The 17,596-nt window shown below is 66.9% G+C and carries 19 protein-coding genes; 9 read left to right on the forward strand and 10 right to left on the reverse strand.

Going from position 1 to position 17,596, the window contains the following annotated elements:
* Nucleotides 1-30 precede the first annotated feature (30 nt).
* The 5 genes from murQ to JOF48_RS02600 all read left to right on the forward strand — a co-directional run bounded on the left by murQ (nt 31) and on the right by JOF48_RS02600 (nt 4,737).
* Nucleotides 31-990 carry an N-acetylmuramic acid 6-phosphate etherase gene (murQ, locus tag JOF48_RS02580; protein WP_342591136.1) on the forward strand — a complete coding sequence of 320 codons (960 nt, stop codon included), beginning with the start codon at nt 31-33 and terminating at the stop codon, nt 988-990.
* A 67-nt stretch (nt 991-1,057) separates the two neighbouring features.
* Nucleotides 1,058-2,191, forward strand: coding sequence for a serine hydrolase domain-containing protein (locus tag JOF48_RS02585; RefSeq protein WP_209677017.1), 1,134 nt, complete (start codon nt 1,058-1,060; stop codon nt 2,189-2,191).
* Between the two features lie 49 nt (nt 2,192-2,240).
* Nucleotides 2,241-3,593: an MFS transporter gene (locus tag JOF48_RS02590; protein ID WP_209677018.1), complete on the forward strand. Its 1,353-nt coding sequence runs from the start codon at nt 2,241-2,243 to the stop codon at nt 3,591-3,593.
* A gap of 134 nt (nt 3,594-3,727) precedes the next feature.
* Nucleotides 3,728-4,030, forward strand: a complete 303-nt coding sequence (locus JOF48_RS02595; protein ID WP_209677020.1) for a hypothetical protein — start codon at nt 3,728-3,730, stop codon at nt 4,028-4,030.
* Between the two features lie 83 nt (nt 4,031-4,113).
* A complete protein-coding gene (locus tag JOF48_RS02600; protein ID WP_209677021.1) occupies nt 4,114-4,737 on the forward strand; it encodes a DedA family protein in 624 nt (207 codons plus the stop codon).
* 101 nt (nt 4,738-4,838) lie between these two features.
* Here the strand turns inward: JOF48_RS02600 and purN are convergent, their stop codons facing one another.
* From purN to JOF48_RS02615, 3 genes are all read right to left on the reverse strand, one after another.
* Entirely contained in the window at nt 4,839-5,402 is a 564-nt protein-coding gene (purN, locus tag JOF48_RS02605; RefSeq protein WP_209677023.1) for a phosphoribosylglycinamide formyltransferase, read from the reverse strand.
* Nucleotides 5,403-5,435: 33 nt separating this feature from the next.
* Nucleotides 5,436-6,758: a cell division protein PerM gene (locus tag JOF48_RS02610; RefSeq protein ID WP_209677025.1), complete on the reverse strand. Its 1,323-nt coding sequence runs from the start codon at nt 6,756-6,758 to the stop codon at nt 5,436-5,438.
* A 237-nt stretch (nt 6,759-6,995) separates the two neighbouring features.
* Nucleotides 6,996-7,199, reverse strand: a complete 204-nt coding sequence (locus JOF48_RS02615) for a cold-shock protein (RefSeq protein ID WP_038467205.1) — start codon at nt 7,197-7,199, stop codon at nt 6,996-6,998.
* A 484-nt stretch (nt 7,200-7,683) separates the two neighbouring features.
* Here JOF48_RS02615 and JOF48_RS02620 point away from each other — a divergent pair, with 484 nt between their 5' ends.
* From JOF48_RS02620 to JOF48_RS02635, 4 genes are all read left to right on the forward strand, one after another.
* Nucleotides 7,684-8,178, forward strand: a complete 495-nt coding sequence (locus JOF48_RS02620; RefSeq protein ID WP_209677027.1) for a hypothetical protein — start codon at nt 7,684-7,686, stop codon at nt 8,176-8,178.
* A 150-nt stretch (nt 8,179-8,328) separates the two neighbouring features.
* Nucleotides 8,329-9,066, forward strand: a complete 738-nt coding sequence (locus JOF48_RS02625) for a DsbA family protein (protein ID WP_209677029.1) — start codon at nt 8,329-8,331, stop codon at nt 9,064-9,066.
* A gap of 2 nt (nt 9,067-9,068) precedes the next feature.
* Complete coding sequence (locus tag JOF48_RS02630) at nt 9,069-9,932, forward strand: cytochrome c biogenesis CcdA family protein (RefSeq protein ID WP_209677031.1); 864 nt, start codon at nt 9,069-9,071, stop codon at nt 9,930-9,932.
* Nucleotides 9,929-10,390, forward strand: a complete 462-nt coding sequence (locus tag JOF48_RS02635) for a hypothetical protein (protein WP_209677033.1) — start codon at nt 9,929-9,931, stop codon at nt 10,388-10,390. Before JOF48_RS02630 ends, JOF48_RS02635 begins: the two co-directional genes overlap by 4 nt.
* A 279-nt stretch (nt 10,391-10,669) precedes the next feature.
* Here the strand turns inward: JOF48_RS02635 and JOF48_RS02640 are convergent, their stop codons facing one another.
* The 7 genes from JOF48_RS02640 to JOF48_RS02670 all read right to left on the reverse strand — a co-directional run bounded on the left by JOF48_RS02640 (nt 10,670) and on the right by JOF48_RS02670 (nt 17,512).
* Nucleotides 10,670-11,581 (reverse strand): alpha/beta hydrolase family protein, encoded by a 912-nt coding sequence (locus JOF48_RS02640; RefSeq protein WP_209677035.1) that lies wholly within the window; start codon nt 11,579-11,581, stop codon nt 10,670-10,672.
* 91 nt (nt 11,582-11,672) lie between these two features.
* On the reverse strand, nt 11,673-13,349 hold the full coding sequence (locus tag JOF48_RS02645) for an acyl-CoA dehydrogenase family protein (protein ID WP_245346378.1): 1,677 nt from the start codon (nt 13,347-13,349) through the stop codon (nt 11,673-11,675).
* A gap of 209 nt (nt 13,350-13,558) precedes the next feature.
* Nucleotides 13,559-14,032, reverse strand: a complete 474-nt coding sequence (locus tag JOF48_RS02650; protein ID WP_209677037.1) for a hypothetical protein — start codon at nt 14,030-14,032, stop codon at nt 13,559-13,561.
* Between the two features lie 39 nt (nt 14,033-14,071).
* The gene (locus JOF48_RS02655) at nt 14,072-14,506 is read right to left on the reverse strand and encodes a DUF1810 domain-containing protein (RefSeq protein ID WP_342591137.1); all 435 of its coding nucleotides are present in this window, start codon (nt 14,504-14,506) and stop codon (nt 14,072-14,074) included.
* Nucleotides 14,496-15,170, reverse strand: coding sequence for an alpha/beta fold hydrolase (locus JOF48_RS02660; RefSeq protein ID WP_209677039.1), 675 nt, complete (start codon nt 15,168-15,170; stop codon nt 14,496-14,498). The genes JOF48_RS02655 and JOF48_RS02660 overlap by 11 nt, the downstream gene beginning before the upstream one ends.
* Nucleotides 15,171-15,230: 60 nt before the next feature.
* Nucleotides 15,231-15,881, reverse strand: coding sequence for a pyroglutamyl-peptidase I (pcp, locus tag JOF48_RS02665; RefSeq protein ID WP_209677041.1), 651 nt, complete (start codon nt 15,879-15,881; stop codon nt 15,231-15,233).
* Nucleotides 15,882-15,931: 50 nt separating this feature from the next.
* Nucleotides 15,932-17,512: an ABC transporter ATP-binding protein gene (locus JOF48_RS02670; protein WP_209677043.1), complete on the reverse strand. Its 1,581-nt coding sequence runs from the start codon at nt 17,510-17,512 to the stop codon at nt 15,932-15,934.
* Between the last annotated feature and the right edge of the window lie 84 nt (nt 17,513-17,596).

The raw sequence follows: 17,596 nt of genomic DNA on the forward strand, positions 1-17,596 counted from the left end.
CCCAGAAGCTGCAAAGGAAACCCCGCCACCGTGAGCACCCCCGAGACCACTGTTGACGCCGTCCGCACCCAGATCGGCGCCCTCGTCACCGAGGCTTCCAACCCCAACTACCCGGACCTGGCCGCCCTGTCCACACAGGAACTGGTCACGGCCATGAACGGCGAGGACGCCCTCGTCCCTGCCGCAATCGCCGGGGCGCAGCACACCATTGCGGCCATCATCGACGAGATCGCCGCCCGCATGTCCCGCGGCGGCCGCCTCATCTACGTCGGCGCCGGCACCCCGGGCCGCATGGGCATCCTGGACGCCAGCGAATGCCCGCCCACGTTCGGCACCGACCCTTCCCTGGTGGTGGGCGTCATTGCCGGCGGGCAGGCGGCCGTTGACCAGGCCGTGGAGAACGCCGAGGACTCCGAGGAGGCCGGCGCCGCCGACATGGCCGCACTGGCCATCGGCCCCAACGACTCCGTGGTGGGCATTGCAGCCTCCGGCCGCACCCCCTACGTGATCGCCGCCGTCAAGGCCGCCCGGGCCGCCGGCGCCTACGCCGTGGGCTTTGCCTGCAACAACAACTCTCCCCTGGGCGCCGCCGCCGACACCGCCCTGGAAATTGAGCTGGGTCCCGAATTCCTCTCCGGCTCCACGCGGCTGAAGTCCGGCACCTGCCAAAAACTGGTCCTAAACATGATCAGCACCATCACCATGGTCCGGCTCGGCAAGACCTACAAGAACGTCATGGTTGACCTGCGTGCCACCAACGCCAAGCTCCACGCCCGCAGCGAGCGCACCCTCATGCGCGTCACGGGCGCCGACGCCGCCACGGCGAAGGCCGCCCTCACCGCCGCCGGCGGCCACGTCAAATCCGCCATCCTGTCGATCCTGACCGGCCTGGACGCCGCAGCGGCCGCCGAGCTGCTTGAGCAAAACGGCGGCTTCCTGCAGGCCGCGATCGACGCCGGATCCCCTGGCACCGCAGGCGGAAACAGCTAGCCCCTCCCACCCCACCAACAGACAAGACCAAATCCCACTCCATCAAGCACGACGGCGGTTCCCACCCATGAGCGCACACGAACCCTTCCCCACTGGCCCCCTCGCCACGGCACAGGACCCTTCACGCATCAGGCCCGAACTCCAGCGCCTGCTCGACCACGGCGTCAGGGCGGGTGTGGCACCGTCGGTGAGCTGCGCCGTCGTGCTGGGCGGGGAAGACCTTCCGGTGCTGACGGCCGGCAGGGCCGGGGTGGACACGTACTTCGACCTGGCCTCGGTCACCAAGCTGTTCACCACGGTGACGGCGCTGGCCCTGGTGGGCGACCGCCGGCTGGAGCTGGACGCGCCCGTGGGACGGCACCTGCGCGAGTATGCGGGCGGCGAGAAGGCGAAGGTGACGCTGCGGCACCTGCTGACGCACACGTCGGGGCTGCCGTCGGAGTGGCGGGGCTGGTGGACGGCGCTCTCGGAGGGGCGCGGCTTCAACCGGACGGAGCTCATGGCTGACCTGCTGGCCACGGAGCTGGAGGCAGCGCCGGGCACCCGCTTTGAATACTCCTGTGCGGGTTTCAACACGGTCATGGCGCTGGCCGAGAAGGTCACGCGGACGCCGTGGGAGCTGCTGGTGCGCGAGCGGGTGCTGTACCAGCTGCCCACATACGGGCTGACCGGGTCCCCGCGCGTTGAGCACTGTGCGCCGACGGAATTCCAGCCGGAGCTGGGGCGCGGGCTGGTCCGCGGGGTGGTGCACGACGAGGCGGCATGGTCGCTGGGCGGGCTGAGCGGGAACGCCGGCATGTTTGCCACGGCCGACGGGCTGCGCGTGTTCGGCTCGGCCCTGCTGCACGGCATGCCCGGCATCCTCACCCCCGAGATCGCCAACGAGATGTGGCGCAGCCAGCTGCCGGAGGTGCTCGGCCCCCACTTCAACCCCGACGACCCCGGGTTCGGCCACGGGCTGGGGCTGCGCATCAACCAGCAGCCGTGGATGGGCGACGGCGCCATGCACGCCCGCGGCCACGGCGGATTCACGGGCACGTCCCTGCTGATGGACAAGACCAACGGCACCGTCGTGGCGCTGCTCAGCAACCGGGTCAGCCCCAGCCGGGACGGGGATGACGCAACGGGCCTGCGCAAGGCGGTGTCCGACGTCGTCCGGGCGAAGGCGGCGCTGCTGGCCCCCTCGCGGGCACGCACATGAACACCGGCGCAGCCGCGCAGCACAAGACAACAGTGATTCGAAAGGCCCCATGAGCACTCCCCTTGCAGTTTTGACCGGCGACCGCGTGGTCCAGGAGCTGCCATGGAAGTGGCGCGTGCAGGGGAGCATTTTCCTCATCGGCGGGCTCGGCTTCATGTTTGACGCCTGGGATGTGACGCTGAACGGATTCCTGATCCCGCTGCTCTCGAAGGAGTGGGGGCTGAGTCCCGGGCAGGCGGCATGGATCGGCACGGCAAACCTGATCGGCATGGCCGTGGGCGCGTTTGCATGGGGGTCGATCGCGGACATCATCGGGCGCAAGAAGGCGTTCACGCTGACCCTGCTGATCTTCTCAATCTTCACCGTGCTGGGCGCCGTCTCCAACGAAATTGTGCTGTTCTGCGTGTTCCGTTTTATGGCCGGGTTTGGGCTGGGCGGCTGCATCCCCGTGGACTATGCGCTGGTGGGCGAGTTCACCCCGCGCAAGCACCGGGGCCGGGTGCTGACGGCGATGGATGCTTGGTGGCCCATCGGGGCTTCCCTGTGCGGGGTGGTTTCCGCCGTGCTCATGGCGTCGTTTGGGAACTGGCGCTACCTCATGCTGGTCATGGTGCTGCCGGCACTGCTGGTGTTCTGGGTGCGGGTGGGCGTGCCCGAGTCTCCGCTGTACCTGGTGCGGGCCGGACGCCCGGCCGAGGCGAAGGCCGTGATTGAACGGCTCGTGGAGCGGACCGGAGCCGTGGTGGGGCCGTGGGTGCTGCCGGATCCGGCCACCGCACCGAAGCTGTCGCTGGGGCGCGTGGGCGAGCAGCTCGCCGGGCTCTGGCGCTTCAACTGGCGCATCACCGGGGTGGCGTGGTCGCTGTTCCTGTCGATCCTGCTCGTGTACTACGGTGCGCTGACGTGGATGCCGTCCATCCTGGTGGCCACCGGCTACGCCGAAAACAAGGCGTTCATGGCCACCGCATCCATGACGGGCATTGGCTTTCTGGGCGTTGTGGCTGCCGCGCTCCTGGTGGAACGGGTGGGGCGGAAGTGGATACTTGCCGTCACCGGTCCGTTCGCCGCATTGTCCTTGGTCATTTTTGCGCTGGTCCTCGACGCCCCGGTGGCCGCCCAGATCTGGCTGCTGGTGTTTGGTTTCGTCATCCAGGTGGCCATCCCCGTGCTGTACACGTACGTCTCGGAGCTGTACCCCACCGAGCTGCGGGCCACCGGGTTCGGCTGGGCCTCCACCATTTCCCGCGTGGGCGCCGGGCTCGTGCCGCTGATTTTCGGTTCCATCCTGTGGCCGGTGCTCGGACTGCCGCTGACTTTCGCCATCACGGGCGGGCTGGTGCTGCTGGCCGTGATCTGGATGGCTGTTTCGGCCCCCGAGACCACGGGCGCGGCGCTCGAGTGACAGTGGTAGGGTTCCGGCAGCCAGGTACCGACAGCCGGAGTCCGGCAGTGGGCTGGGCTTGCCTTCCGCGCAATCCGGCAGCCACCCGGTAGCCTGTTGCCTGAACCGATTTCCACCCCACGTTAGGATCACCCATGAGCGCCCTCCTCCCCACCGCCTTCGCCACCGCCGGACTTCTGGGCGGATACCAGACCGCCCGCGCCACGAAAAACCGCCAGCTCGGCGGGGCAGTCTTGGCTGCGGCGGGCGCGGCAGCCTTCATCGGCTGGAAGAAGAGTGCAGGAACGGGCACCGCACTCGCGCTGACCGGCACCTACATCGCCGCGTTCGGCGCCTCTCACCCGCTCGCCAAGAAGATGGGCTCCTGGCCCGCCGTCTACAGCGTCACCGCCGGCACGGCCCTGGCCTCCCTGGTGTTTGGCCGCGCCCGGAAGTAGCCTGCTCCGGCCCCCTGGGCCAGCCACCGTAGACTTGTCCGGGCATGCCGCGAGCATGACGCAATCCATTTCTAAGGGGACCCATGGATCTCGCCTCTGACACCACCGGCTTTCTGGGAAGCATTTGGGTTTACCTCTTCGCCGGCGGCTTCGTCGTGCTTTCGGCACTGATTCCGCCCATCCCCAGCACCACGGTCTTCGTCGCCTTGGGCGCAATAGCAGGACTCGAAGGCGGACCCCGCGCCATCCCGCTCGTGTTGGCCATGATGGCCGGCGGCATGCTCGGGGACCTGCTGAGCTATTGGGCGGTGAAGCTGTTCGGCCACACAAAGTGGGGATCGACGGCAGGGCCGCGGCGCAGCCGTGCCGTTGCTGCCGCCACCAAGCGGCTGCGCCGGCACCCGTACATGTTCACCATGACGTCCCGGTTCATTCCGCTGGGGCGGCTCTCGTCCAACATTGCGGCCACGGTGGCAGGTTACACCTTGAAGGCGTTCATTATCTTTTCCCTGGTGGCTTCCGCCATCTGGTCCGTCTACGCGGTCGGGATCGGCGTGCTGACCCAGTTTTGGCCGGGCATCTCCACGGAACTGGCCGTTGTCATCGCCATCGTCTCATCGCTGATCCTGGGCTGGCTCGTGGGCAAGGTTTCCGCATGGTTCCTGGACCGCAAAACGGCGAAGGCGACCCGCCTGGCCGAAGGCTGAACCGACTACCTGTCACATCCTTGACGCACTTGTTGCACGAAAATGGCGCGGGCAAGCGCATTCCACTGCATCAGCCGCGTCACAGATCGAGATGCTGGGGATTAGGCGCGGGCCAGGTCTCCGAGAACCTGGATGAGCAGTTCCCGCTCGGCCACCTTGATGCGCTCGTGCAGCGTCTCCTCGGTGTCCTCCGGCAGCACGGTGACGGGAGTCTGGGCGATGATCGGCCCCGTGTCCACGCCGGCGTCGGCAAAATGCACGGTACAGCCAGTGACCTTGACGCCGTAGGCGATGGCGTCGCGGACACCGTGGGCCCCGGGGAAGGACGGCAGCAGCGCCGGGTGGGTGTTGACGTATCGGCCTTCGAAGGCATTGATGAAGCTCGGTGCAACGATCCGCATGAAGCCGCTGGAGACCACGTAGTCCGGCTTGTACGCGGCGACCGCTTCCAAAAGTGCGGCGTCCCAGTCGGCGCGCGCGGCGTAGTCTTTGAAGTTCACCACAAAGGTTTCCAGGCCGGCGGCGGCGGAGCGCTCCACGCCGAACGTGTCCGGCCGGTCGGCGCCGACGGCGGCGATCTCCAGGGGCAGGCTGCCGTCGGCGACGGCGTCGATCACGGCTTGGAGATTTGAACCGGTTCCGGAAACTAAGACAACTATGCGCATGGGTCCAATTTTAGGGGCAAGGGCGGCCAGGCCCTATTCGGCGGGCTGCTTGCGCGGAGCCAGGGACGGTTGCGCCCTGCGCTCACCCTCCAGCCATGGCCCCACGAGGGAACCCACCAAGACGCCGGCCGCAACCTCCGCGCCCAGCCACAGCGAGGCGGTGAACGGGTCGGGGCCCACTTGGTTGAGGCGTCCGATGCCGATGGAGCCCTGCGACAGGAAGAACGGGAGCCAGGCCAGTGCGGCGGTGAAGGCACCGATCACGGCGCCCAGGAAAATGGTGGATGCCGGGAGGGAGAGCCACCGGACCCGGATCTTGAGTGAGAGCCACTCGTCAAAGTGGTTTTCTCCGGCGCGGACAAACCACCAGCCGGCCAGCATCCCCGCAACCACGGGAATCAGCAGTGCGGCGAAGCCCCACGTCAGCGTCCCGGTGGGGAGGGCAGCCAGCAGCGGGATGGGCGGGACGGGGGCTACCGCAGTGCCCAGCGGTGACACCGCCGACCCGTCACCCAGTGCGAAGCCGTCGCCGGTGGCCCATGCAAGGGTCCAGATGGCCAGGTTTGGCATGTAGGAGATTTCAGCCAGTGTCAGGCCCGCTCCACCGACCACACCCGCCTTCAATCCCTGGTAGACGGAGGCGATGTCGTTCCATCGGGCAATAATGTCCCCCGCAAGCAGGAGTGCAGAGAGTGACAGGGCCGCCATGAAGGCAACGAAGGCGGACCGGAAAACTGCCCACGCGTAGGAACCGGCCCACCGCTGGTCCTGGGTGGTCTTGTCGATCCAGTCGGCGGCGCTGATGCCCACGAGCCGGCTCCAGGAACCGGCTTCAAGGCGTGCACCAATGATCAGTCCCGAGACCGCGGGGATCAGCGGCATGAGCGTGCTGGCAATCAGCGGAGCATTGACGGCCGGATCGCTGCAGATAAAGGCGGTGGCCAACCCGGCTGCGGCGTATATGGCCGCGGCACTGGAGAGCGGCTGCCACAGCTGGTCCGTGTACGACGCCCGTGCCAGCCGCCGCCCGGCACGCCAGGAAAGGAAGAAGGGGACAAGGAACAGTCCCATCGGCATCAGGTTGAAGACGCCGGATTCCACCGTGGCCGAGATTGGGCCCGGTGCTGCGGTCAATTTCAGCGGGACGCCGTGCCCCACCAGCCAGACCTGCCCGGCCAGCCGTGCGATGACGGAGGCGTCTTTTTCGGCAAAACCGCCAGCCAGCCACGTGGCCGCAAGCGGAATGGCAACCACCAAGGCGGAGATGATGAACATTTGGGCAGCCTCAAAGGCCCCCTGCAGCCAGAGCGGCATGGGAATTCCTTCGCGTTGGCGCTTGTCCGCTGTGCTGTTCATCGTCTTCCATGGTGCCATACCGCGGCGCCAACGGTGCACAGCCCGGCGGTGGACATGGCCACATGTTCGGCGGCGGCCGAACTGCGGCCCCGCAACGCCGCGACCAGCCTGGTCTTCCGCTCCAGGCAGGCGCAGTCCGCCCTTAAGCACAAATAGGGCCCGGGATAAACCCGGACCCTATTTGTTCAAGCCCTAAAGGCTAAAGAAAATACGGTTGCCCGCACAGTTTCTTTAGAATTAGATGGCCTGGATGTTGACTGCCTGAGGACCCTTGGGACCCTGCTCGACGTCAAAGGAAACCTTCTGGTTCTCTTCGAGGGAGCGGTAGCCCGAGGAGTTGATTGCGGAGTAGTGTGCGAACACGTCCTGGGACTGGTCATCGGGGGAGATGAAGCCGAAGCCCTTTTCAGCGTTGAACCACTTGACGGTACCTGTTGCCATTATTTCTATTTCCTTCTGAAGTTGGAGATTCCGCCCGACCTTCGGGCCTCCGTGTTTACGGTGTAAGTCCGCTTCTCCAGAAAAGCGACGTCTCCCCAAGGGGCGGCGTCGCTTCAACTACAAAAAACGCAACACTACAACTGCGTCTAAGTATACATGGGGATATCCCTTACGCCACTTATTCTTGAGATGTGCGTCACGTTTCTATAACGACTCCGCGCTTTCCCGTCAAACGCCCCCTACATTCCGCGGATCCTGCGCCACTGCGTGCGCAATGACACGCAATGTTTCACTTTTGTTCACCGGGCGCGTTGCCTTGATTGACGCCATGCCCGACGCCGGACGCCTCCTTCCAGCCATCCCTCCCCTACCAGTTTGGCCCCGGAAGGCTGACGTATAGTTGGGGAGACTGTGCCGCGAACCGTTTCGCGGCGCCCCCGGACGCATTTTCACCCGGGATCGGGCCACAACATGGAGGGGCAAAATGCAGGGCACAACCACGATGCTGCGCACCGGCACCCGGCTCCTGTTCATGGCCATCCTGTCCCTGGTCCTGGTGGCGCTTGGGGCCGCCGGCGCCCAAGCCATCCCCGCAGCCCCCGCCCATCCCGCGAGCTCAGTTCCGGCAGCCACTGCTGCGTCCACGGCAGCGGTGGCACTTGAGGCCGCCGCAACACCGGCACCGGAGTCCTTTGGATCGGTGGGCGCACCGGCGTCCGGCCCGGCAGGCGCACAGGACGGTCCGCCCGTCCTGGTTCAGTGGGCGGACCTGGAACAAACCACGTGCATTCCGGGGCGCAAGAAGGTCCGGCTGGAAAGCGCTGCGGTTGTCCCTTCATACGCACTCCTGCAGCATGCGCCGGAATCCGGCGGCCGGTTCCTGCCGCACGCCCAGGTCGCTGGCTCCGACGGCGTCCGGCCCTCCGGCAGGATTCCGGCGTCCCTGACCCACCTGGACCTGGGCATAGTAAGGACGTAGACCAAGGTTCGCCCGCACCCGGCCGACGGCAGCAGCCAAAGGCGGGTGACCGGCGTCGAACGTGTCCTTATATATAGGCATGGCGCACGGCCGCACCGCGACATCCGCGGCGGCACTGGTTTGCGCGTGCAAAACCTTGGGAGTTTATTGATGGCGGCAAAGAAGATGGCAGCGAAAAAGACGCGAAACGTGGTGCTGGCGCTGGTTCTGTGCGCGGTGTTGGTGCTGGCAGTGATTTTTGTGGGCGAGATGGCCCGGCAGGACCGGCTGGACGACGCCGGTGCACAGCTGACGGCACAGCCGGGGCCGGGAACCGCGGAAGGCACGGCACCGCCGGTTGACCTTGCGCGGCGGATCGCCGATGACCCGCTGGCGGTCGGCGCCGTGGATGCGCCCGTGGTGATGGTGGAGTACTCGGACTACACTTGCCCGTATTGCGGCGCCTATGCGCGCAAAACGCAGCCGGAGATTGTGAAGAAATATGTGGATTCCGGGCAACTGCGCATTGAATGGCGCGACCTGCCGGTAATCGGCGAGCAGTCGGTGAGTGCCGCCGTGGCGGGGCGTGCCGCCGGCGAGCAGGGCCTGTTCTGGGAATTCAACGATGCCGTGTACACGGCGGCGCCGGAGCGGGGCAAGGCCGACCTGTCCGAGGCCGTGCTGGTGAAGTTTGCCGAGCAGGTGGGCGTGCCGGACATGGACAAGTTCAAGGCGGACCTGCAGAGCCAGGAACTGCTGGAGCGGGTGCACACGGACATGAGGCAGGGCACGGGGCTGGGGCTGAACAGCACGCCCACATTTGTCATCAACAACCAGGCGATCCCGGGCGCGCAGCCGATGGAAGTCTTCAGCCAGGTGATCGATGAAGCACTGGCCCAGGTGAAGTAGCCGTGGACATTGGCTACACGGGGGCGTTTCTGGGCGGGATCCTGACGCTGTTGAGCCCCTGCTCCGTCATGCTGCTGCCGGCGTTTTTCGCCTACGCCTTCGCCAGCCCGGGGAGGATGCTGGGCCGCACCGCACTGTTCTACGCCGGCCTGCTGGCAACGCTGGTGCCGCTGGGACTGCTGGCCGGGCTCGTTGGATCGCTGGTCATGGAGAACCGGACGATGCTGGTGAACGTGGCGGCCGGCGTCGTGATTGTCATTGGCCTCCTGCAAATCGCGGGCGTGGAGTTTCCGGGGCTGAGCCGGCGGGCGGGTGCGGACGGGACGTCGGCGGTGTCCGTGTTTGTGCTGGGCTCCGTGTACGGCGTGGCGGGCGTGTGCGCGGGACCCATCCTCGGGTCCGTGCTCGCTGTTGCCGCGGCGGGCGGCAGTCCGGTGTACGGCGGCATCATGCTGGCCATTTTTGCGCTGGGGATGGTGCTGCCGCTGGGCGTCCTCTCGCTGCTGTGGACGCGGCTGCGCCTGGGGCAGCGCGGCTGGCTGAAGCCGCGGCGTTTCCGGGTGGGGCCGTGGGAAAACTCCGTGTGGATGGTGGTTTCCGGGCTGCTGTCGGTGGGGATTGGCGTCCTGCTGCTGGCAACGCAGGGCACCGCGTCACTGGGCGGGGTGCTGACCATCGATGCCCAGTACGAGGCCGAATCCTGGATCGTGCGCATGTCGTCGCAGGCCTCCAACCTCTGGTTTGGCGCCGCGGCGCTGGCGCTGCTGCTCGCCGTGGGCGGGGTCTGGCTGTGGCGGTTGCGCCGGGCCGCGGCGGCCCCCGGCGGCGCGGAGACCAGCGGCGCCGAGGAGGTGGATGCCGCATGAGCACGATCTTCTCCAACCTGCGGCAGTGGACCGCCCGGCGCTGGCTGGTGGCCGTGGCGGTCGCCGCCCTGGTTTATGTGGCGGTGGCCATCCCCACAGTCCTGATCCCCAACACCTTTTTCAGCCGCGAAATCCCGCCGAGCTGGTGGTCCTACGCCGCCTTGGCGGCCACGTCGGTCCTGACGGGGCTGCTCACGGCCACGTATGTGGCCTCCCCGTTGGCCCGGTCCGGCGCCACCAGCAAGTCCGGGATCTTCGGCTCAGTCCTGGCATTTTTCGCCGTGGGCTGCCCCGTCTGCAACAAGCTGGTGCTCCTCGCGCTCGGGACAACGGGCGCCATGACCTACTTTGAGCCCCTCCAGCCGCTGCTGGCCCTGCTCTCCATCGGATTGCTGGCGTGGGCGCTGCTCCGGCGGGTTTCACAGGAGAACGCGTGCCAGGTGCCGGCTGTTTCCTGATGGACGCACGACGGCGGGCCGCGCCTTCTCAGGCCGGCCCGCCCTTCGCCGTGGTTGCGCCGCCAGAACCAGACGGACAGGGAACCCGTCAAGCGATCGTCTCAACCAGCAACATCCGCAAGCTGCGGAACACACCGCAATTCGACTCAGGGTCCGGTCCAGCTCATGCCCGCGGGTACAAGGAAAACAGGCAGAAACCGCCTTCAATGTCGTGAGAGCGGGCCTGTCCTCGCCAGTGCAAGGATATTTCCACTGCATCGGCGAACTCTGGCACTGCACTCAATCAACTTGTCCCGGACTGACTTCGGCCAGCTTCCCCTCCAGCCACACCACTACCTCCGGCCACAAGCCGTCCCGGAGTCCGCGGCGGAAGAAGCCCATGTGTCCGATGGCCGGAACACCGAATTCGGCCGGGGAATATGTCCGCCGCTCAACACTCGCCGCGGTCATGTGGTCCGTGATCGCTTCGATCTGCTGCGGCGTGGCCCAGGGGTCGTCGCTGAAGCCGATGGACAGCATCGGCCCGGTGACCGACGCGGCCTTCTCGAGCGCCCGCATGGTCGGATCGTCAAAGAAGTACCCGCGATGCTTGGACCAACTGCTCCATTCCAGCATCGCCGCTGCCGGGAAGTCCTCCCCCAGGCCCAGCTTACTGCCGGGCATGTAGCCCAAGACCTTGGTGGCCAGCGGACCCGCTCCACTCAACACGAACCGAACTTTTGCACGCTCTGCCACTCCCCGCACAGTCGCCGTCACACCAGCGTGTGAAGCAATGGCCACCATGCCGTCCAACCCGTCGGTGCCGGCACCCAGGGCGAGCGCGTGCGCACCCACGCTGTGCCCGATCGCAAGTCGCGGCAATTCAGGGAACCGGGCAGCCGCCCATTCTGCGACGTCAGGAACGTCTTCAAACATCCAGTCCCGCACGCGGACCTGTGCGAAGGTCTTGGGTGCACCCGACCGCCCCGTACCGCGGTAGTCATACGTCACCACCGCGTACCCCTGTCCGGCCAGAAATTCGGAGAAGCCCAGATACAGGCGCTCCGGGACGGCCGTCGCCGGATGAATCACCACCAAGGCCCGCGGTTCGCCGTCGGCCGGCTCCCGCAGTGTGCCGCGAATCAGCCCTCCGCCACGTGACTCTATGGTCAGATCGGCCGCAGTTACCATCTCTTCCACATTGTTACCCATGAGTAACATGCTAGATGGTGCCCGCTGCGGTGTCAGCACATTACGCCCGCTGTCAGCTCCCAGGATGACAAAACCCGGCGTATCGGCTGCCCTACGCCCTCGCCAGTATCGCAGCCAAGTCGGCCGACGGCGCCAGCCCCCCATAGTTAAAGGTGCGGTCGGCTCCCAGCCGGGCGTCGACAAACGCATCGGACACGGCTGCCGGGGCGAACCTGATCAGCAAAGATGCCTGGAGCGCCAGCGCCATGCGCTCCACAACATTGCGGGCCTGCCCGGCAAAGTCCTGCGGCGCCTGCGCCACAGCGGCCACCCCTTCGCGAAGCACGGCTACAGAGTCGTCAAACACCCGGTTCTCCCCCGAGGCGATCCGGACCTCGGCGAAGAATGCCTCCACCGATTCTGGCTCAGTGGCCATGGCCCGCAGCACGTCGAGCGCGATCACGTTGCCGGTTCCCTCCCAGATCGCCATGACCGGCTGCTCGCGGTATCGCATCGCCAAGGGAAAGTCTTCGATGTAGCCGTTGCCGCCCAGGCATTCCATGGCTTCGTAGGCGTGGTTGGGCCCGCGCTTGCACACCCAGTATTTGGTGACCGCAGTCGCCAGGCGACGGAAGGCACGCTCGGAGGGTCCGGCGTCGTTGTCAAAAGCGCGGGACAGGCGCATGCTGACCACCGTGGCCGCCTCCGATTCGAGCGCCAGGTCCGCGAGGACGTTGGTCATGGCGGCCTGGTCTATCAGGCGGGCGCCAAATGCGCGTCGGTGCCGGGTGTGCCACACCGCCTCGGCGACAGACTGGCGCATGCCGGCGGCCGTGCCGAGAATGCAGTCCAGGCGGGTCTGGCCCACCATGCCCATGATGGCGCGGACGCCGCGGCCGGGCTCGCCGATTCGCCAGCCGGCCGTGTTGGCAAATTCCACCTCGCTGGAGGCGTTGGACCGGTTCCCCACCTTGTCCTTGAGCCGCTGCAGCATGAAGACATTGCGCGTGCCGTCGGGCAGGACCCGCGGAACGAGGAAACAGCCCAGCCCGGCGTCATCCTGTGCAAGCACCAGGAAGGCATCGGACATCGGCGCAGAGCAAAACCACTTGTGCCCGGTCAGCAGGTGGCGGTCTCCCGCCGCTTCGGCGCGGGTGGTGTTGGCACGCACGTCCGAGCCGCCCTGTTTCTCGGTCATGGCCATGCCGAAAAGCGCGCCAGGCTTTCCCCGTGCGAGCTCGGGGCTGTACTGCCGCGAGTAGAGCCGCGGCAGCCACTCCCCCGCCAGTTCCGGCGCCAGCTGCAGGGAGTCGACGGCGGCATGACTCATGGAGACAGGACACGCATGCCCGGGCTCCACCTGCGCAAAGAGCATGAACTGCGCCGCACGCAGGGCATTGGCCCCCTTGCCGGGATCCTCCCACGCGGAGGTGTGGGCTCCCGCGGCTACAGCCTGCCCAATGACCCGGTGGTATGAGGGGTGGTACTCAACCTCGTCGATCCGCTCGCCGTATTTGTTGTGCGTGTGCAGGATGGGAGGGTTCCTATGGGCCAGGCGCGCGTCGTCCTGGAATTGTGCTGAACCCACGACGGCGCCAGTTGCCTCGAGTTCCCCGTCGCCTTCCGCTTCGCCCACCGAGTGCAGGTATTGCTGCAGAGGGATGTTGGCCGTGTACTCGTTGATGTCCACGCGGGGAGGCGGCTGGTTGAGCACGCGGTGCGTTGCATTGCTGGCGGACGGGCTGTCGGTGAGGGGTCCGGCGGTCATGCCGGCATCGGTGGCGGTCATGTCTTCAGGCTACGCCGTGGGTCAAGGGCGGGGTGACTCCATCATGATTCGGCTTGGCTTGACGGACACAGGCAGGCTGAAGCTCACACAGCCGGCAGTGGCCACCTGAATCTGTTCCCGCGATTTCAAAGTTAGGGAAAGGCCATCGTGAGGATGGAGTTGGCTTCGGATCATTCCCCACCGGTGCCGGATTCCCCGACCCGCGCCGGCTATGAGCCCTGCTGTTGCTTTTTGCCCTTGGCCTTGATGGCTTTGGGATCGCCCTGGAAGTAGTCGGTCCAGTGGAGCAGCTGGCCGGATGCGGCAAAAGCGTCGGCTGCCTTCGCAACAACCTTGAAGACGAGGTCGTTTCCACGTCGGGGAAAGCCGTTGCTGGTAATGGTCACGGCATGATTGCCATGCTGGTCGATTTCGGAGGAAATGAGCACATCAATGGTAAGTTCCCAGCGCTGCAACTTCTCCGGCAACAGGAAGCTGGGGAAGAATTCGGTGTCGGCCACCAGGTCCTTCCAGAAGTTGCCGTAGCGCAGCCTGACTGGGCTCGCGCCGGGTGCCGAGGTGACCTTGAACTTCTCCTTCTCCAGCACCTGCACAAACGGCAGGACCGGGTGCGCCACCGAGCCGTCAACCACAAAGGTGCGTGCGGGGATGCCGAAGGGAAGCCCCGAGCCGTAGATCTTCATGGCTCCAGATTATCCCGACAGCCCGGCGGGCATGACCTGTTACTCCTGTGCACCCCACGCATCGAGGATCCGCAGCGTGGCGGAGTCCGGGACGCCGTCGTAGAACCGGTCCAACACCTCGCCAAAAACAGCATCCCCGGGCGCGACAGCCTGGAACAGTGTCATCGACGAGCGCAGCTTCATGGCGTCCACCTGCCCCATGATGTCCGCGGCCGACGCGCCGGGAGCCGCGAGCAGCAGCCCGGCGCACTCGCGCAGCCGTGCGCCGAGGACCGGGTGGGCAACGTATGCCACGGCCTCGGCCAGGGACGCCAAGCCGTAGAACTGCGCGATGGGGCTCCGGCCCAGGCCCGCAGCCTGCGGAAACACAAACCACATCCAGTGTCCCCGCTTGAGCCCGGCACCCAACTCAGCCTTGGCGCCGTCGTACATCCCTTCCTGGGCCGCCACGAAACGGTCCAGGTCAAAGTCCACTGCAGGCCCCGTCCAGGAACTCCGCCACCTCGCGCGGGCGCGATAGCACCGGGGCGTGGCTGGAGGCGATTTCGGTGACGGCGGCACCCATCCGCTCCGCCATTTCACGCTGCAACACGGGCGAAACGCAGCGGTCTGCCGTGGCGACCAGGTAGTGCGAGGGCAGCTCCAGCCAGGCGGGCGGGCCCACGTCGACCCGGTCCAGCCCGATCCGGACCATCCGCTGCGTGGCGGCGGCAACGGCAACAGCCTCGGCGGGGGCGTCGGCGGCCAGCAACTCGCCAAATGTGGCACGGCGGATGTAGGTGTGGTTGCCGGAAACCACCACGTGCGCCGGGATTTCGTTGGGATACTTGCGTGACAGACGGCTGACGGATTCCCCCTCCGCCGGGGCAAAGGCGGCCACATAGGCGAGCGCCTTGACGGCCTCCACGCCCTTGGCAGCTTCGCCGATCACCGCTCCCCCGTAGGACCAGCCCGCCAACAGGACGGGACCGTCAACGGTGGCGAGGGTGCGGCGGACGGAGGCAACGTCGTCGTCCATGGATTCCAGGGCCAGCTGGGCGGCGACCGGCGTGTGGCCCATGGCGCGCAGCACGGTGATGACCTGTGCCCAGCTGGACCCGTCCGACCACAGTCCGTGGACCAGGACAATTGTTGCCACGCCGGCACCTCTTCCTTGAGCTACTTTCAAACTATCAAAGCACGACGCCGGCCTGCCGCCTCAGTGGGTTGCGCCGGCTCCCAGCGCGATGTCGCCGGTGGTGGCAAGGGCCGTGCGGGCGACGATTTCCAGTCCGCGCGCCATCTGCGCCACGGGCATGGACGGCGTCCCGGTGCCCGAGGCCTGTTCCGGCGCGTACGGCACGTGGATGAACCCGCCCCGCGTGCCGGGCAGCGTCGACAGCTGGTGCATGAGCGCATAAAACACGTGGTTGCAGACAAACGTCCCGGCAGTTTGGGACACCCTGGCAGGGATTCCGGCGTCGGTCAGCGCTGCAAGGCACGCCTTCACCGGCAGGGTGGCGAAGTAGGCCGCGGGGCCGTTGGCGGCAACGGGCACGTCGATGGGCGAGCGCCCGGCATTGTCCGGAATCCGCGCGTCGTCAATGTTGACGGCCACCCGCTCCAGCGCGAGCTGCTCGGTCCCGCCGGCCTGCCCCACGGCCAGCACCAGGTCAAGACTCCCCCGGGCCCGGGCCTGCGCAGTCGCGGCAGCCAGGACGTCGGCCGCGGTGCCAAACTCCACGGGCAACAGGACCGCCTGTGCCGGATATCCGGCGTCGGACAGCGCCTCGGCGGCCAGTTGCGCGGCGGGCCACGACGGGTTGAAGGACTCGCCGCCGAAGGGCTCAAAACCGGTCAAGAGGATCATGGTTCAACTCTAGGCTGCCGGCCTGGCAGGGTCGACGGCGCTGGGCCGGGTCAGTCGCACAGGAAGACCCCGGCGCGGTAGCCGTAGTCGCGCTCGAGCCGGTCAATCCCGTCGGGATCGTGGCAGGTCAGGGCTTCCTGGATGGCTTCCGGAGGGGCCGGGTACTCGGCGTTGAGGTGTTTCAGCGCCCACGCGTTGGACGTAAACGCCCATTCAAACACCAGCAGTGCGCCGATCACGGCCGCCCAGGTCAGCACGTGCGCGGGTGTCCACGCCAGTTCCTGGTGGAGCGGGGCCATCACCATGGAGTCGGTGGCCAGCATGGCGAACCCCGCGGCGAAAAAGCCCGCGAACACGGCAGCCTCGGTGGCGCCGAACGATACGCCCGAGCGGACGAACCAGCGCGTCCGCAGCATGAACTGCCAGTAGAGCGCGGCGTTGGTGACGGTCAGCGCGGTGTACAGCCAGAGCGCGGCGAGCGTCCACCATGGCACGTTTTCGATCATGGCCGGAACCAGCAAAGTGCCGGCCAACGCCAGCGCGGCAATGAGGTTGGGCGGGAGACCGATCAGGAAGCGGGTGCGCCGTGCGGCTTTGTGGGTGGCCGGGGCGTGGGACTCGTCCGCCGCCCATTGCGGCTGCAGCAGCAGCTTCGCGGCAGGGTTGCCTGCCACCGTGCCGTCGGGGGTGTCGGCCAGGGTGATTCCCCCGCTCAGGCCGGAGTCGGAGTCTGTGCGTTCCGGCGCCGGGATCCGGTGCACGGCCTCCTGTCCCGCGGCGTGGGACACCGAGACGGGCTCCGCGTCCAGCGGCACAAACACCTGGTCCACGTACCGGCGTTCCAGCAGGATCCGCTCCTGCACAAACGGCCGTTCGGGATCGCTCCACACGTCAAAGACGTTGCCCACGGCGGGTGCCCACACGGGGTAGTCGTGGAATCGGATCCTGGCAGACTCCTGCCTCCCTCCCGTCCGGTATTCCAGATCCACGTGAAACATGGCCCGGCCGTCGACGATGAAATCCTCATAGGTCACGGCGACCACCACACCGGTGGAGTGCTCACCGTCTCGGACGATGTCCCCGTTGGTGCGTTGCACGTCGATGGCCTGCCGCCACATGATCCGGGCCAGCCGCAGCACCTTGACAGTGGGAATCACCAGCACAATGGCCAGCCCGCCCAGCAACAGGGCCATGACCCAGTCCTGGACGGCCGCCCGGATGATGCCCGCGGCACCCATGCCCAGCAGCACACCAAGCAAGGTCGCACCGCGCTTGAGCCGCAGGCCCCGCCGCGGCACCACAGTGTGCCCGTGGAACTCCGAGGTGCGTTTCAGGCGGCCGTAGCCAAGGACGTACTTGAAGGCCCTGCCAATCTCCCTGCCCAGACTGAGGGCGCCCACCACAAAGATGACAAACAGCACGGCGGGCACCAGCCGGGCAACGTCGTCCACCACGCGGCCCATCCGCAGGGGCGAGAAGAAGCCCAGCATGGTCACCGCCAGCGCCCACAACAGCGTCGTGCCCAGGCTTGCCCGCAGCGCCCTGCTGGCGTACCCGGCCCACACAACGGGCGACGTTGGCAGCGGCACCGATTCCGCACCCGGCACTGCCCGCGACATCGGATACGCCATGGCCGCCCCCTTCAGTTGGCTGGTCTTTCATTCTGCCCACGGCCAGCGGCGATGTCGAGTTTCCCGGTCCGTCCCACGCACGAC

Origin of the sequence: Arthrobacter stackebrandtii (assembly GCF_017876675.1) — a bacterium.
GTDB classification, from domain to species: domain Bacteria; phylum Actinomycetota; class Actinomycetes; order Actinomycetales; family Micrococcaceae; genus Specibacter; species Specibacter stackebrandtii.